The organism is Mitsuaria sp. PDC51, from assembly GCF_900113225.1.
GTDB lineage: Bacteria > Pseudomonadota > Gammaproteobacteria > Burkholderiales > Burkholderiaceae_C > Roseateles.
The window spans coordinates 72557-87419 of record NZ_FOZE01000002.1; the positions used below are offsets into that span (position 1 = coordinate 72557).

At 70.2% G+C, this 14863-nt stretch carries 14 protein-coding genes and 1 tRNA gene; 9 read left to right on the top strand and 6 right to left on the bottom strand.

All coding sequences use genetic code 11. From position 1 onward, the window contains the following. Positions 1-52 precede the first annotated feature (52 nt). Positions 53-844: a siderophore-interacting protein gene (locus tag BM393_RS11745; RefSeq protein WP_091725558.1), complete on the top strand. Its 792-nt coding sequence runs from the start codon at positions 53-55 to the stop codon at positions 842-844. Positions 845-923: 79 nt separating this feature from the next. Continuing rightward, on the top strand, positions 924-1313 hold the full coding sequence (locus BM393_RS11750) for a VanZ family protein (protein ID WP_217648436.1): 390 nt from the start codon (positions 924-926) through the stop codon (positions 1311-1313). On the opposite strand, the gene BM393_RS11755 is transcribed toward BM393_RS11750, so the two are convergent. Next, positions 1285-2082, bottom strand: coding sequence for a helix-turn-helix transcriptional regulator (locus BM393_RS11755; protein ID WP_091725561.1), 798 nt, complete (start codon positions 2080-2082; stop codon positions 1285-1287). The genes BM393_RS11750 and BM393_RS11755 overlap by 29 nt on opposite strands. A gap of 310 nt (positions 2083-2392) precedes the next feature. On the opposite strand from BM393_RS11755, the gene egtB reads away from it, so the two are divergent. Both egtB and egtD read left to right on the top strand, forming a co-directional pair. Beyond that, entirely contained in the window at positions 2393-3667 is a 1275-nt protein-coding gene (gene egtB / locus BM393_RS11760; RefSeq protein ID WP_091725566.1) for an ergothioneine biosynthesis protein EgtB, read from the top strand. Continuing rightward, complete coding sequence (gene egtD / locus BM393_RS11765; protein WP_091725571.1) at positions 3664-4578, top strand: L-histidine N(alpha)-methyltransferase; 915 nt, start codon at positions 3664-3666, stop codon at positions 4576-4578. The genes egtB and egtD overlap by 4 nt, the downstream gene beginning before the upstream one ends. Positions 4579-4590: 12 nt before the next feature. On the opposite strand, the gene BM393_RS11770 is transcribed toward egtD, so the two are convergent. The 4 genes from BM393_RS11770 to BM393_RS11785 all read right to left on the bottom strand — a co-directional run bounded on the left by BM393_RS11770 (position 4591) and on the right by BM393_RS11785 (position 9359). Beyond that, positions 4591-5346, bottom strand: a complete 756-nt coding sequence (locus BM393_RS11770; RefSeq protein WP_091725574.1) for an N-acyl amino acid synthase FeeM domain-containing protein — start codon at positions 5344-5346, stop codon at positions 4591-4593. A gap of 432 nt (positions 5347-5778) precedes the next feature. Then, on the bottom strand, positions 5779-7158 hold the full coding sequence (locus tag BM393_RS11775) for a lyase family protein (RefSeq protein WP_091725577.1): 1380 nt from the start codon (positions 7156-7158) through the stop codon (positions 5779-5781). 159 nt (positions 7159-7317) lie between these two features. Beyond that, positions 7318-8061, bottom strand: a complete 744-nt coding sequence (locus BM393_RS11780; protein WP_091725581.1) for a SapC family protein — start codon at positions 8059-8061, stop codon at positions 7318-7320. After that, positions 8058-9359 (bottom strand): hemolysin family protein, encoded by a 1302-nt coding sequence (locus tag BM393_RS11785; RefSeq protein ID WP_091725584.1) that lies wholly within the window; start codon positions 9357-9359, stop codon positions 8058-8060. The genes BM393_RS11780 and BM393_RS11785 overlap by 4 nt, the downstream gene beginning before the upstream one ends. 99 nt (positions 9360-9458) lie before the next feature. Between BM393_RS11785 and BM393_RS11790 the strand changes: the two genes are divergently transcribed. From BM393_RS11790 to BM393_RS11800, 3 genes are all read left to right on the top strand, one after another. Continuing rightward, positions 9459-10289 carry a symmetrical bis(5'-nucleosyl)-tetraphosphatase gene (locus tag BM393_RS11790; RefSeq protein WP_091725586.1) on the top strand — a complete coding sequence of 277 codons (831 nt, stop codon included), beginning with the start codon at positions 9459-9461 and terminating at the stop codon, positions 10287-10289. Positions 10290-10330: 41 nt separating this feature from the next. Then, a tRNA-Ser gene (locus BM393_RS11795) sits at positions 10331-10420 on the top strand. Between the two features lie 3 nt (positions 10421-10423). After that, positions 10424-11290 (top strand): cyanophycinase, encoded by an 867-nt coding sequence (locus BM393_RS11800; protein ID WP_091725589.1) that lies wholly within the window; start codon positions 10424-10426, stop codon positions 11288-11290. 7 nt (positions 11291-11297) lie between these two features. Here the strand turns inward: BM393_RS11800 and BM393_RS11805 are convergent, their stop codons facing one another. Continuing rightward, positions 11298-12158, bottom strand: coding sequence for an NAD(P)H-dependent oxidoreductase (locus BM393_RS11805; protein ID WP_091725592.1), 861 nt, complete (start codon positions 12156-12158; stop codon positions 11298-11300). A gap of 91 nt (positions 12159-12249) precedes the next feature. Between BM393_RS11805 and BM393_RS11810 the strand changes: the two genes are divergently transcribed. After that, positions 12250-13182, top strand: a complete 933-nt coding sequence (locus BM393_RS11810) for a LysR family transcriptional regulator (protein ID WP_091725595.1) — start codon at positions 12250-12252, stop codon at positions 13180-13182. A gap of 140 nt (positions 13183-13322) precedes the next feature. Continuing rightward, a complete protein-coding gene (locus tag BM393_RS11815; protein ID WP_091725597.1) occupies positions 13323-14765 on the top strand; it encodes a methyl-accepting chemotaxis protein in 1443 nt (480 codons plus the stop codon). Positions 14766-14863 lie beyond the last annotated feature (98 nt).

Consider the following 14863-nt stretch of genomic DNA (forward strand, 5'->3'; position numbering starts at 1 on the left):
TCGATCCAACGCAAGATGGATGACATTGTCAATGAAATACCCGGGATCGGCAATGAAGCCTGACACCACCCACGCGCCCGTCACCCCTGCCCCGCTGCCCGCCGACGCCGGCCGCGAGACGCCCACCAGCCGCGTCCAGCGCGTACGCCATGAACTCAAGCGCCGCGAGCTCACGGTCCGGCGGGTCGACGACATCACGCCCAACTTCCGTCGCGTGACCTTGTCCGGCGAGTCGCTCGGCGACTTCGTCAGCGCCTCCTTCGACGATCACGTGAAGCTGTTCTTCGACGCCGCCTCGGCCGAGGGCCCGGTCATGCGGGACTACACCCCGCGCCGGTTCGATACCGCCGCGCGCGAGCTGGTCATCGAATTCGCCCAGCATGGCGACGGGCCCGCAGCCGCCTGGGCCGCGCAGGCGCAGCCGGGTCACACGCTGACGGTCGGCGGGCCGCGCGGCTCGTTCATCATCCCCAGCGATTTCGCCTGGCACCTGCTGGCCGGCGATGAAACCGCCCTGCCCGCCGTCGCGCGCCGACTCGAGGAGCTGCCGGACGGCGCACGCGTCATCGTGCTGCTGAACGTGCCGGCCAGCGACCGCCGGGTCTTCGAGACCCGGGCCGCGCTGGACCTGCGCTGGGTCGACGGCGACGACGCGCTGCTGGCCGCGGCCCGGGCGCTCCAGCTGCCGCCGGGCGAAGGCTACGCCTGGTGCGCCGGCGAGGCCGCGACGATGGCCGCGCTGCGCCGCATCCTCGTCGAGGACAAGGGCCATGACCGGCATGCGATCCGCGCGGCGGCGTACTGGAAGCGCGGCACCAGCCATCACCACGAGCACCTCGAGTGAGGCGCGGCGCGACCTCACATCGGCTTCACAGGCCCATGGCACACTGCCTCCCGCCCGAACCCGGAGGCGGGCCGCCTTGATGTCTGAAGTCCTGCATGACCCGCGCTGGCGCTCTGCCTGGCGCCTCCTCTTCCTCGCCGTGGTGGCGGGCGCGAGCTGGCTCGCGTTCTCGCCGCATCCGCCCCGCGTCGCCGACCTCGGCTGGGACAAGGCGAATCACTTCGCCGCCTTCGGCACGCTGGCGTTCATCGGCATGCAGTGCTTCGCGGCGGGGCCGCGCCGGCGCTGGATCGTGCTGGCCATGCTGCTCGCCTACGGCGTGCTGATCGAACTGGTGCAGTCGCAGATCCCCGGCCGCGACGCTGAGGCCCGCGACGTGCTGGCCGACATGATCGGTGCCTCGATCGGCGTGGCGCTGCATGCGCTGCTGGTGCGCGTCATCACGCCGCGGGCGCTTCAGGCTCGCTGAAATCCCGGCGCGACATCGCGATCGCGACCGCCTGCGCGCGGTTGTTGGCACCGAGCTTGCGCAGGATCTTGCGCACATGGTTCTTGACCGTGAACATGCTGATGCCCAGCTGGATCGCGATCCCCTCGTTGCTCAGGCCGGCGCGCAGGCCCTCGACGATCTGCTGCTCGCGCGGCGTCACCAGCGCGCCCGCGCGGCGCGGCGAGGCCTGACCCCGCGATTGCAGCCGCGCCCGCCGCCAGGCCGCGTGCAGTGCCGGCGTGAGCAGCTCCAGTCGACGCAGGTGGTCCTCGTCCCAGCCGTCGCCGGCCAGCAGGAACAGCCCCTGCGGTCGCTCGCCATCGCCGACGACGCCATGCAGCGCGAGCTCGCGCAGCCCGGCTTCCAGCAGCGGCTGGAACAGCGCCGAAGGCGCCTCCCGCTCCAGTTGGAGCCGCAGCGGCCGCCGGCCGTCGCCCCAGCGCCGGATGAGGTGCAGCCAGAGCCCATGTTCGGGCGACTCCAGCTGCGTCTGCAGCACGTCCCCGATCGGCTTCAGGTGAAAAAGCTGCGCGGCCAGCCGAGGCGATGGCGGCTGATCCCCGACGCACACCAGCAGGCGATGCGGCAGCAGGACCTGCAGCCGGCTCTGGCTCCAGACGAAGAACTGGGCCGGCGTCGTCGGCTGCCGCGCGCTCCACACCGCCTCGAGCAGCCGCTCCGCGAGCAGGCGATCCTGCAGCCACGACAGCGGCAGCGCGTCGCCATCGGCCAGGACGGCGGGCGGCATTGAAACGGTCGGCAGCGAGGGCGGAGCTATCGTCGAGGACAACGAGGGCGGCGTCATGGACATGGAGGGATGCGTGAGCCGGGGCGACGCCAGCGTGCCCGCGCGGCGTGACGTCCCGATGAATGGCGCGCGATGAGCCGCGCACGATGCCGGCGCATCTCGGGTACCCGCCTTGCCCTTGCTGACATCGGGTGGCAGCTGAGCCGTCCCTCCGGCGCCCGCGCCGCGGCTCGCGCCGGATGGGGAGATGGCAAATCGGCTACCGTTGTCGCTCGGCCCATCCTCCCCCGGGCCGACAGGAGTTGCTTGCATGTCGGATCACGATCTGCCGCCCGCGCGGCGCGACCTCGCGCGCCGTTACGAGGCGGTGCGGCGTCACACGCTGACGCTGGCGGAGCCGCTGTCCGCCGAGGACCAGGCCGCCCAATCGATGCCGGACGCCAGTCCCGCCAAATGGCACCAGGCCCACACGAGCTGGTTCTTCGAGGCCCTGCTGCTGCGCCCTCACCTGCCGGGCTACCAGCCGCTCGACGACAGCTACCACTACCTCTTCAACTCGTATTACGAAGGCCTCGGCCCGCGCCATCCGCGGCCGCAGCGCGGCCTGCTGACGCGGCCGTCGCTCGACCAGGTCCGCGCCTATCGGCAGCACGTCGACCTGCACATCCGCCAGTTGATCGCGCGCTGCGACGACACGCGCTGGGCCGCGATCGCGCCGACGCTGGAACTCGGCCTCCATCACGAGCAGCAGCATCAGGAGCTGCTGCTCACCGATGCGCTGCACCTGCTGTCCTGCCATCCGTGGCGGCCCGCGCTGCTGGACAGCCCGCCGCCGCCGGCGACCACCGGCGCGAGCGCCTGGCTGCGCCACGAGGGCGGACTCGTCGAGATCGGCCATGACGCCCAGGCCCCGGGGGCAGGCTTTGCCTTCGACAACGAAGGACCGCGGCATCGCGTCTGGCTCGAGCCCTTCGAGATCGCGAGCCGGCTCGTCACCTGCGGCGAGTTCCAGCGCTTCATCGACGACGGCGGCTATCGCGAGCCGCGCTGGTGGCTGTCCGACGGCTGGGCCACGGTGCAGGCCCAGGGGTGGCGGGCGCCGCTGTACTGGGTCGACGCGGGCGATGGCGATGACGGCGCGCGCGCCAGCGATGCCACCTCCCGCTGGGCCGTCTTCGGCCTGCATGGCCTGCGGCCGCTGGATCCCGTCGCGCCGGTGATGCAGCTCAGCTTCTACGAGGCCGCCGCCTACGCCGAATGGGCCGGCGCGCGCCTGCCCAGCGAGCAGGAGTGGGAGGCCGCGTCCGCGCTGCCGGGCATCGCGCAGTTGCACGACCAGGCCTGGCAGTGGACCCGCTCCGCCTACCACCCCTACCCGGGCTTCCAGCCGCTGGAGGGGGCCGCCTCGGAATACAACGGCAAGTTCATGGTCGGCCAGCTGGTGCTGCGCGGCGGCAGCGTCGCCACCCCGCCCGGCCACACGCGACCGACCTACCGCAACTTCTTCCCGCCGGCCGCGCGCTGGCAATTCACCGGGCTGCGACTGGCCCGCGATGCGCGCCCGCGCGCGGAGACCCACGCATGAGCAGCTTCGCCGAGGACCTTCACGCCGCGCTTGCCGGCCCCGAGCACACGATCTCCCCCAAGTACTTCTACGACGCGCAGGGCTCGACGCTCTTCGAGCAGATCTGCGAGCTGCCCGAGTACTACCCCACCCGCACCGAACTGGCGCTGCTGCGCCGCCATGCCGGCGACATCGCCGACCGCATGGGTCCGGACGCCCAGGTGATCGAGTACGGCGCCGGCGCGCTCGTGAAGGTGCGCCTGCTGCTGGAGCGCGCGACGCGGCTGCACAGCTTCGTGCCGGTGGACATCTCCGGCCCGCACCTGCTGGCGGCCTGCGAGGCGCTGCAACGCGAGCAGCCGCCGCTGCGCATCCTGCCGGTGGTGGCGGACTTCACCCGCCCCCACGTGCTGCCCGATGCACCGCCCGAGGGCCGGCGCATCGGCTTCTTCCCGGGCTCGAGCATCGGCAACTTCGATCCGCAGGAGGCGCTCGAGTTCCTGCGCCTGCTGCGCGAGGAACTCGACGGCGGCGCGCTGCTGATCGGCGTCGACCTGATCAAGGAGCCGGCCCGCCTGCATGCGGCCTACAACGACGCCCAGGGCGTGACCGCGCGCTTCAACCTCAACTTGCTGCGGCATGCGCAGCGGGCGCTGGGCCTGGAGTGCGACCCCGCCGGCTTCGACCATTACGCGTTCTACGACCCGCGCAAGCACCGCATCGAGATGCACCTGCTGCCTCGCGGTGAACAGCAGCTGCAGCTGCAGGGACGGCGCTACACGCTGGTGCCCGGCGAAAGCCTGCACACGGAGAACTCGTACAAGTACAGCGTCGAGAGCTTCCAGGCACTGGCGCGGGAAGCGGGCTTCCGTCCGTCAGCCCACTGGACCGACGATCAGCGCTGGTTCAGCCTGCACTGGCTGCAGGCCTGAGGCGCGCGACGCTCACGCGTCGTAGCCGTAGACGTCCGCAAGCTTGCTCAGCAGCTCGGGCTCGTCGTCCGTCGAGAAGAAATAGGGGAAGAGGGTGCGGGAGCGCCCTTCGTCCTCGTTCAGCGTGCCACCGTACTCGCGGACCTTGCTCGCGCCGTAGGCGAGCGACAGGCTCATCAGCACGGCCGGCGCGCCGACGCTGCGGTGCAGGCGCTCCTCGCCGTGCGGCTGGAAATCCAGCATGCGGCGATAGAAGGCCTTGTGACGCGGATTGACCTCGATCACCAGGAACTCGGCGCCCCAATGGTGGGCCGCATGCAGGTAGGCCAGGTGGAACAGGCTGGCCAACACCAGCTTGGACGGGCCTTCCGGATCCGCGGCCAGGCGAGTGAATTCGCACAGCTGCCAGCCCTGCTGGCGCATGCCGGCCATTTCCTGCGGGAAGCTCTGGTCCGCGGCGAGGTTGCCGCTGTCCCGCCGCAATCCCAGCGTCGACACCAGCCGGCCTTCCCAATAAGCGCCCAGCGTCACGTCCGCGGAACGGCTCAGCCTGTAACCCCGTGACGCGTAGCGACGCTCCAGCAGGGAATGACCGGCGCCTTCCATCAGCGCGCGAATCTCGATGCGGCCATAGGCCGTCTCGCGCGTGACGAGTTCCACCGAGTCGGACCGAACGAAGGGAATCTCCGCGCGAACGGATTGCAGCGCCTGCAAAGGGCTTGCGGGCGCTTCCAGTTCGATGCTCGACAGGTGAGATTCGTCGCTCATTCCCAACTCCAGACTGCTTGGTTATCAAGGGCGAGTCTATGGCCCACTCAAAGTAATTACTGCCGGGCGCTACGATAGATAACAAATGCGTACCTGACCTTACGGGTCTGTCCCGGGTTCGGGTCGGGGTCAATCCCTTGCCAGGGCGAAACCCCGCATTTGAGGGAATTCGGTTACATCCCGGGCACCCCGCCGCAAACCAGCGTCAGCCCTCTTCGCCGTTCGATATTGCGGAATCCCCGGGGACCTGCCGGCGGGCCTCCCGGCCGCGGTTTTGTTGCAGGTGTAACCAGATGCGATTCGTTCAGATGCCGAATTCAGGGGACAAAACGCCCAGAATTTTTTGCCGAAACCCTTGGACGGCATGGGGATATTTGTCGCTTCGCGCGCGACGCGCTCGCTGAGCGGCCCGGAAGTTCGTATCGCGTTGCGTCAGATCCAGGGCGTCGCTGCCAGGGTCTCCACGCGCCGTCGGGCGTCGGCCATCAGCGCGTCGACGCGCCCATCCGCCTGGGCCGCGATCGCCTCCAGATCGAACATCGCCGCCAGTTCCTCGGACGACAGCGCGGTCGGCGGCAAATCGCCGACGTCGATCGCAGCGAGCAGCAGTTGCTCCAGCGTCCCCTGCCCCAAGCGCACCCGGCTGATCAGGTCGCGGACGATGGCGCCGGTGCGCTGCCGGCCCAATCGCGGCATGAGCAGGTGTTCCAGGCGTTCGCTCGCGACCAGGCCCTGGCGCTCGAGCACGTGCGCGCGCATCCGGTCGATCCGCAGCACCGGCTCGGCCAGCGCGCGGTTGAGCGCCTGCACCGCCAGGTGGGCGCCGCCCATCAGGCCGCTCCATTCGGCGAGTTCCGCCGGGTGCTGCCCCAGGCCGCGCTCGTGTTCGGGCGTCATGCAGCCCATCAGGCTGGCGACGCGCTGCGGCGCGCGCTGGACCGCCGCCAGCGCCTGCAACGCGGCCACCGGATTCTTCTTGTGCGGCATCGACAGGCAGGCGCCATAGCCCTCGCCGGGCGGCTCGTTGAGCTCGTCGACCTCGGCCTGCGCCATCAGCGCGAAGTCCTGCGCCAGCTTGCCGAGGTTGCCGCACAGCAGGCCGACCTCCATGCCCAGGCGCAACCAGCGGTCGCGTTGCGTATGCCAGCACATGTCGGGCAGCGGCAGCGACAGCTCGGTGACCACGGCCGCCAGCATGTCCTCGGCGCGGTCGCCCATCGCGTCCAGCGTGCCGACGGCGCCGCCCAGCTGCAGCAGCAGCGAGGCCTGGCCCTGCTCGCGCAGCCGCTCGGCGCTGCGCAGCAGCGGCATCAGCCAGTTCATCAACTTGAAGCGCAGGCTGATCACCTGCGCCGGCTGCATCATCGTGCGGCCCAGCAGCGGCACGGCGGCGTGCCGCTCGGCCAGCTCGAGCAGCCGGGCGCAGAGCTGCTGCAGGTCATCGTCGATCAGGCGCAGCGCCTCGCGGGTGCGCAGCACCATCGCGGTGTCGACCAGATCCTGGGCGGAGGCGCCGCGATGCACGTAGACCGCGGCGGACGGGTCGAACAGCGCGACCGTCTCGCGCAGCCGCTGCACCACCGGCAAGGCCAGGTTGCCGCTGCGTGGCGCGGCCGCCACGAGCGCCGGCACGTCATAGAGCTCGGCGCGGCACAGGCTGGCGATCGCCTGCGCCGCCGGCGCCGGGATCATGCCCACGCGGGCCGCGGCCCGCGCGAGCGCGGCCTCCACATCCATCATCGACTGGACCACCGCGGTCGGCGAGAACACCGATTCCATCGCGGTGGACGACAAAAAAGCCTCGAACAGCATCTACGTCCTCTCGGTCGAGGATGCTATCGAGGCTCCTGCGTACGCCGTACTCAAGCAAACCCGCTTGGGGTTTGTCTCGGCCGGTGATCGCCCCTCCTTTTTTTCACTCCCTCTCCCCGCTTGCGGGCAGAGGGCGGGGGTGAGGGGTCCCCCAGGCGCTCAGTTGGCCGGCACGTACATCTGCGCCAGACGGCTCATCAGCCGCAGCGACAGGCGATGCATCGTGATGACCTCCAGCAGGCCATTGCGATGCAGCTCGACGATCTTCGCGTCGGGCAGTTCGGCCAGGGCCTTCTCGTTGATGGTCATGAAGCCGTCGACGTCGAGCTTCTCGCCGCTGGGCAGCTGCGCCTCGAAGCGCATGTCCTGCAGCAGGTCCAGGTCCTGCAGCAGCTCGCAGGCCTGGCGGGTGCGCTCGGCCTCGCGCTCGAAGTCCTCGCAGAACTGCTTCGCGTTGAGCAGCAGCTCGGAGGCCTCGCCGTCTTCCTTGAACAGCGGCTCGCCGTCGGTCTCGGAGAACGCGCCGGAGCCCATGTCCAGGCACAGCGCCATGTCGCTGCCGTTCTCCTCGATGCGGGCCATCGCGAAGGGCCAGCGGCGCACGTAGGCCGGCACGTAGCGGCCGGTCCACTGGCCGTCCTTGACGAACAGGTTGCTGCCCTGCTTCAGGCCGAACACGGCCAGCGGCGCGATCGCCGGACGCTGGCCTTCGGCGGCCTGGCCGACGCGCACGAACACCACCGGGTACTCGAGGCTCGCATCGGCGAACTCGGCCACGGCGACGAACAGCGAGTTCAGCTGGGTCACGCGGTCCAGCACCGGCGCGCCGATCTTCATGCGCGTGCTCTTGTGCTGCACCCGGTCCACGGGGACCAGGTTTTCATACATCGGGGGGTTGCTCATTGATTCACTCCATCGTCCGCCAGTCGCGAGACCAGCACCTTGTCCACACGCTTGCCGTCGAGGTCGACCACCTCGAATCTCCACGCGTCCCACTCCACCACATCGGCCGTGCGCGGCAAGCGCCCCAGCAGCAGCATCACCATGCCGGCCAGGGTGTTGTAGCGCCCACGGTCCTCCTCGGGCAGTTCCTTCAAGTCCAGGCGGTCCTTCAGCTCGGTGACGGGGATCAGGCCGTCCATCAGCCAGCTGCCGTCCTCGCGCTGCACCGCCCAGGCGTCCTCGCCGTCGGACGAGTTGAACTCGCCCGCGATCGCCTCCAGCACATCGCGCATCGCGACCACGCCCTGCACCTCGCCGTACTCGTCGACGACAAAGGCCAGCGGCGTATCGGTGCCGCGCATGTGCGCGAGCAGCTCCATGCCGGACAGCGTCTCGGGCACGAACACGGGCGGCTCCAGGCCGGTGGACAGGTCCAGCATCTCGCCGGCCAGCACGCGGGCCAGCAGGCTCTGCGCGCTCACCGTGCCGACCACGTCGTGCAGGCCGCCGCGGCAGACCGGGTAGCGGCTGTAGCCGTGCGCGCGCAGGATCTGCAGCACCTGCTCGGCGCGATCGGTCGCATCCAGCCAGGCGATCTCGGCGCGCGGGATCATCATCGAGCCGATCTGGCGCTCGTCCAGCCGGAACACGTTGCGCACCATCTGGTGCTCGTGTTCCTCGATCACGCCGGCGTCGCGGCCTTCCTCGAGGCTGGCGGCGATCTCCTCCTCGGTCACCGAGCGGTTGGCGCGCCCGCCCATGCCCAGCAGCTTCAGCGTGAACTCGGTGCAGAAGCTCAGCAGCTTGACGAAGGGCCGCGTGATCAGCGACATGATCTCCATCGGCGGCGCGACCAGGCGCGCGACGTTCTCCGGGAACATCTGGCCCAGGCGCTTGGGCACCAGCTCGCCGAAGATGATGGTCACGAAGGTCAGCACCAGCACGACCAGGCCGGTGGCGGTGATGTCGGCGGCGCGCTCGCTGAGCGGGGTGTGGGCGCGCAGCACCTCGGCCAGCGGCCCGGAGAAGGCCGCCTCGCCGACGATGCCGTTGAGCACGCCGATGGAGGTGATCCCGATCTGGACGGTGGACAGGAACTTGGTGGGGTTCTCGTGCAGGTCCATCGCGGCCTGCGCGCCTCCCTCGCCACTCTCCACCATCACTTGCAAGCGTGCCTTGCGGGCGGCCGTGAGGGCCATCTCCGACATGGCGAACAATCCGTTGAGCAGTATCAGGAAGAGAACTAGGGCGGTATCCATTGACAGCGCGGACCGGGTGAAAACCCCGAGTCGCGCCCAAAACACAAGGTCGGCAAGGGTAGCAGAGCCGGCGTGACGCCGACACCGCAAAATCCCCGTATGCATTACCTCATCGGCGATCTCCAGGGCTGCTGCGACGCGCTTGCCCGGCTGCTGGAAAAGATCGACTTCTCCCCGTCCCGCGACCGCCTCCACCTCCTGGGCGACCTGGTCAACCGCGGCCCCGATTCCCTGACGACGCTGCGCCGCCTGCAATCGCTGGGCGACGCGGCGCACTGCCTGCTGGGCAATCACGACCTGCACCTGCTCGCGACTGCCGCCGGCGTGCGCGCCCCGCACAAGGGGGACACGCTGGACGCGATCCTGCAGGCGCCGGACCGCGAGGCGCTGCTGGAGTGGCTGCGCCGGCAGCGGCTGGCGGCGCGGGCGCAGGGCTGGCTGATGGTGCATGCGGGCGTGGTGCCGCAATGGGACGCCGCGCAGGTCCTGTCCCTGGCGGAGGAAGTGCACACGCTGCTGCGCGGCCCGGAACTGGCGGACTTCCTGCCGCAGATGTACGGCAACGAGCCCGACCGCTGGAGCGACGAGCTGACGGGCGCGCCGCGGCTGCGTTTCATCATCAACGTGCTGACGCGGATCCGCTTCTGCAATGCGAAGGGCCGCCTGGACTTCAAGACCAAGGAGGGCCTGGGCACGGCGCCGGAAGGCTTCATGCCCTGGTTCGACGTGCCGGAGCGGCGCACGGCGGGTGACCCGGTGGCCTTCGGGCACTGGTCCACGCTGGGCCTGGTGCAGCGGCCGGACCTGCTGGCGCTGGACACCGGCTGCGTGTGGGGCGGCGAACTGACGGCCGCCCGCGTGGCCGACGGCCAGGTGCTGGAGATCATCCAGGTGCCCTGCGCGCAGGCGAGGAAGCCAGGGGCGGACTGAACGAAGGCCGACGGCACGCATACAATGCGCGCCTTCTCCAAGGAGACGTGGCCGAGTGGTTTAAGGCAGCGGTCTTGAAAACCGCCGAGGGTTCGCGCCCTCCGTGAGTTCGAATCTCACCGTCTCCGCCACCCATGAACGCCCTCACGACCGCCAGCCCCCCCGCCCTGCTCGCCTTGATCGGCGGCAACGAGGACCGGCTGACGCCCGGCATCGTGCTGCGAGAGCTGGTCGCGGCTTGCGCCGCCTCTCATGCGGACGGCGGGCCGCTCCGGGTTGTCGTGCTGAGCACCGCCAGCGGCGAGCCGGACCTGCTCTGGTCCCAGTACGAGCCGGCCTTCCGGGCGCTGGGCGTCGTGCCGGCCTGGCTCGATCCGCGCGACCGCGAGGCCGCGGGCGCGGACGACGCGCTACAGGCCTTGCGGTCGGCCGACCTGCTGTTCATGACGGGCGGCGACCAGGAACGCCTGCTCGACGTCATCGGCGACACCCCCCTGCACGCGCTCATCCGAGAACGCCACCGCACCGGCGAACTCGCGATCGCCGGCACCAGCGCGGGCGCCTCGGCGCTCGGCGCCCACATGCCGGTGGGCGACCTCAATGAGCAGTTCGCCGGCCCCTCGCAGCCGCTGCACGCCGCGCTTGGACTGATGCCGACCCTCGTGATCGACCAGCACTTCGCGCAGCGCAAGCGCCATGCGCGGCTGCTGCAACTGGTCTCGCTCGACCCGCGCCGCACCGGCGTGGGCATCGACGAGGACACCGCGCTGATCGTCCGTCCCGGCCACGACTTGCGCGTCGTCGGCGCGGGCGCCGTGACGGTCATCGACGGCTCCCGAATGACCGACCGGCGCGAGCCGTCCTCCGTCATCGCCTTCGAGCAACTCGGCTTCTTCCTGTTGCCATCCGGCACCGCACTGCGATTCAACGACCCGGCCACGCCACCGCATCTGCAGCGACTGCTCCGCGCAATCGCCTCGCCCGCTCCGCTGATCGGCTGAGCTCGCCTCAGCCGGCAATGTGGGCCTCGAAGCCCACGCGTCCCGGCGCCACGTCGTCGCGCAGCTGATGCCCATCCGGGTAGTCGCCGCCGTTCTGCGGCCGGAAGGCGATTGGCGCTTCGTCGAAGACGTCCGCCAGCCGCAAGCGCCACGCCGCCTTCGCCGCCTCGACGTCTTCCGCCGTCATCCGACCCACGCCGTGTACCGCATGCGTCTTCAGCACCGACATGCCGGGATAGAACAGCGTGCCGTGGGTGATCGGGAACAGCAACTGATCAATCGGACCGTTGATGCCCCGCGGCGAGTAGTCCACCGCCGGCCCGCCGGTCGTCACCGAGACCATCGCGCGCCGGCCCGCGAGCCCGCCTTCGCCGTAACGGAAGCGGTTGCCTTGCCCATGGCGGCCATAGGCCAGGCCGTAGGCCCAGACGCGGTCGATCCAGCCCTTCATGATGGCCGGCATGCCGAACCACCACAGCGGGAACTGCAGGATCACCAGGTCGGCGGCGAGCAGCTTGCGCTGTTCCTCGACGACATCGGCCGGCTGATGGCCGTGCTCGAAGGCATGGCCGGATTCGCGCACGAAATTCAAGCGCGTCGCGTCGGCGCGCACGGGGAAGTCGGCCTCGCCGTAGACGGCACGCCAGCCCATCGCGTAGAGGTCGGACTGCAGCACCGCATGCCCGGCGGAACCCAGCGTTTCCGCCGCGACGCCCACCAGCGTGCGTGTCAGCGAGGTCGGCTCGGGATGCGCGTGGACGATCAGCACGGTCTTGCGACCTGCGGCGGAGGCGGCGGTGGAAGCGGAAGCGGCGGCTGCCGCAGCGCCGGTGGCGACGGGATGGTCTCTGTTGGGCGTAGTGGTCATGTCGGACTCCAGAAGATCGGGAATGAGCGTCAGTCTGACGAGCGCGGCCCCATCCGTGAAATCACGTCTTCTCTGCCCTACTATCCAAAGCATGGATACCAGCCGGCTCGACCTCAACCTGCTCGTGACGCTCGAGGCACTGCTGACCGAGCGCAATGTCACCAAGGCCGCCGCCCGGCTGGGCCTCAGCCAGCCCGCGGTCAGCGCGCAGCTCAGCCGGCTGCGCGATGTCTTCGAGGACCCGCTGCTGCTCCCGGCGCAGCGCGGCATGACGCCCACCGCGAAGGCCTTGTCGCTGTTCGAGCCGCTGCGCCAGGCGCTGGACCAGGTGCGCGGGGTCGCGAGCTCGCACCTGCACTTCGAGCCGGGCAGCGCCGAACTGACGGTGACCATCGCCGCCTCGGACTACCTGCAGGCCTCGGTCCTGCGGCCGCTGGTGCTGCGGCTGCGACGGGAAGCACCGGGCGTGCGCATCGCCGTCCGGCACCTGGACCCGCACCAGCATGCCGCCCAGATGGCGCGCGGCGACGTCGACCTGGGCCTGATGCAGCCGATCGAGGCCGCGGACAGCCTGCGGCTGCGCCCGCTCTTCCATGAGCGCTACGTGCTCATCGCGCGGCGCGGCCATCCCGCCGTCAGCGGCCGGCTCACGGCCAAGGCCTTCTCCAAACTGGAGCAGGTGGTCGTCTCGCCGGTCGGTGGCGCCTTCAGCACGCCGGTGGACCAGGCGCTCGCGGGGCTCGGGCTGACGCGTCAGGTCGTGCTCTCGGCGGCGTCCTTCCTGTTCGTACCCGACATCGTCGGCCGCTCCGACCTGGTCGCCCTGGTGCCCGAGCGCCTGGTCAAGGGTCAGGCCGCCGGCCTGCAGGTGCTGCCGCCGCCGCTGCCGATCGACGGCTTCGACATCGCCATGGTCTGGCACGAGCGCAACCACGGCCACGCGGCGCAGCGCTGGCTGCGCGATCAGGTGTTCGCGATCGCCGGGCCCCGCGCGCGCGCGGGCACGGACGCCGGCCCGTCGTGAATTCCGTCGCGCGGGACCTGTTGCGCCTTGGCGTTTTCACCAAGCCGGCCGACACATCCTGAAACGAACATGCGCCCCGCGTGGTCAGAACGGTCGTCACCTCGATAGAAGCCGCCGCCACGCGTCGAGGGAGAGCAACGATGGGACATCCTTCCGGACTGACCGGCTTCCGCAAGATCTACGCTGCCTGCGATCGCGCGATGCTGCTGATCCTGGCGGTCAGCTGGCTGCTCGCGCTGGGGCTGGGCTGGCGCTATGCGCAGTTCGGGCTGGCGACGGGCCTCGGCACCGCGCTGCTGGCCGTGGCCGGGCTGGCCTACGCGGCGGCACCGGGCGCCACCGCCACGCGCATGACGCTCACCACCGCGCAGGCGCTGATGGTGATGCTGCACATCCACCTCGGCGGCGGCATGGTGGAGCTGCACTTCGGCGTCTTCGTCACGCTGGCCTACCTGCTGATGTACCGCGACTGGAAGGTGCTGGTGCTGGGGGCGGCGCTCTTCGCCGTCCACCACCTGCTCTTCGACCGCCTGCTCGCCGCCGGTTTCGGCACCTACTGCCTGAGCGAACCCGACTTCGGCCGCATCGTGCTGCATGCGGCCTACGTCGTCGCGCAGACCGGCATCGAGCTGGTGATGGCCGCGCACATGCGGCGCAACACCAAGGAAGGGCTGGAGCTGCACGACCTGGTCCGCGCGCTGGGCAGCCGCGACGACCGTCTCGCGCTCGACGTGGCGCATGTGAAGGCGAGCACGTCGGCGGGTCTCAAGATCAAGGACTCGCTGCAGCGCCTGAACGCGGCGATGGCGCGCGTGCGGGAAGCGGCGCAGCACATCGGCAGCGCCTCGACGCAGATCGCCGCGGGCAACACCGACCTCTCGGGCCGCACCGAGCAGGCGGCCGCCAGCCTGCAGGAAACCGCCGCTTCGGTGCAGCAGCTCGCGGCCACGGTGCGTCATACCGCCGAGGCCGCGCAGCAGGCCCGCGAGCTCTCCGACCAGGCGATGCGGGTCGCCGATGCCGGCGGCAGCGCGGTCACCCGCGTCGTGTCGACGATGGAGGAGATCCACCGCGCTTCCGGCCGCATCGCCGACATCATCGGCGTCATCGACGGCCTGGCCTTCCAGACCAACATCCTGGCGCTGAACGCGGCGGTCGAGGCTGCGCGCGCCGGCGAGCAGGGCCGCGGCTTCGCGGTGGTGGCGGCGGAGGTCCGCTCGCTCGCGCAGCGTTCCGCGCAGGCGGCCAAGGAGATCAAGACCCTGATCGGCGCCTCCACCGAGCAGGTGGGCAGCGGCGCGACGCTGGTGCAGGAGGCGGGCCGCACGATGGCCGACATCGTGGCCTCGGTGCAGCGTGTGGGCGCGCTGATCAACGACATCGCCGATGCCGCCGGCGAACAGCGCCGCGACTTCGGCCGCATCGACGCCGCGGTCACGCAGCTCGACGAGATGACGCAGCGCAACGCCGCGCTGGTGGTCGAATCGGCCTCCGCGGCGACCACGCTCGACGACCACGCCAGCCAGCTCAACCGCGTCGTCGGCGCCTTCGACCTGGGCCGGAGTCAGGGCTATCCCGCGTGACGCCGCAACGACATCCCGGGGCGTCGCCGGCCGCACCGGAACGCACGCCAAACGCTAGACAAACGATCTCTTAACCTGAAGCTGTCCCGAAGCTGTCA

What these genes read in the sequence shown, in the direction of transcription:
- BM393_RS11805 (WP_091725592.1), bottom strand. Translation starts at nt 12,158, where the DNA reads ATGACCACTACGCCCAACAGAGACCATCCCGTCGCCACCGGCGCTGCG.
- BM393_RS11750 (WP_217648436.1), top strand. Translation starts at nt 924, where the DNA reads ATGTCTGAAGTCCTGCATGACCCGCGCTGGCGCTCTGCCTGGCGCCTC.
- BM393_RS11755 (WP_091725561.1), bottom strand. Translation starts at nt 2,082, where the DNA reads ATGCCGCCCGCCGTCCTGGCCGATGGCGACGCGCTGCCGCTGTCGTGG.
- BM393_RS11745 (WP_091725558.1), top strand. Translation starts at nt 53, where the DNA reads ATGAAGCCTGACACCACCCACGCGCCCGTCACCCCTGCCCCGCTGCCC.
- BM393_RS11810 (WP_091725595.1), top strand. Translation starts at nt 12,250, where the DNA reads ATGGATACCAGCCGGCTCGACCTCAACCTGCTCGTGACGCTCGAGGCA.
- BM393_RS11785 (WP_091725584.1), bottom strand. Translation starts at nt 9,359, where the DNA reads ATGGATACCGCCCTAGTTCTCTTCCTGATACTGCTCAACGGATTGTTC.
- egtD (WP_091725571.1), top strand. Translation starts at nt 3,664, where the DNA reads ATGAGCAGCTTCGCCGAGGACCTTCACGCCGCGCTTGCCGGCCCCGAG.
- BM393_RS11800 (WP_091725589.1), top strand. Translation starts at nt 10,424, where the DNA reads ATGAACGCCCTCACGACCGCCAGCCCCCCCGCCCTGCTCGCCTTGATC.
- BM393_RS11775 (WP_091725577.1), bottom strand. Translation starts at nt 7,158, where the DNA reads ATGCTGTTCGAGGCTTTTTTGTCGTCCACCGCGATGGAATCGGTGTTC.
- BM393_RS11815 (WP_091725597.1), top strand. Translation starts at nt 13,323, where the DNA reads ATGGGACATCCTTCCGGACTGACCGGCTTCCGCAAGATCTACGCTGCC.
- egtB (WP_091725566.1), top strand. Translation starts at nt 2,393, where the DNA reads ATGTCGGATCACGATCTGCCGCCCGCGCGGCGCGACCTCGCGCGCCGT.
- BM393_RS11790 (WP_091725586.1), top strand. Translation starts at nt 9,459, where the DNA reads ATGCATTACCTCATCGGCGATCTCCAGGGCTGCTGCGACGCGCTTGCC.
- BM393_RS11780 (WP_091725581.1), bottom strand. Translation starts at nt 8,061, where the DNA reads ATGAGCAACCCCCCGATGTATGAAAACCTGGTCCCCGTGGACCGGGTG.
- BM393_RS11770 (WP_091725574.1), bottom strand. Translation starts at nt 5,346, where the DNA reads ATGAGCGACGAATCTCACCTGTCGAGCATCGAACTGGAAGCGCCCGCA.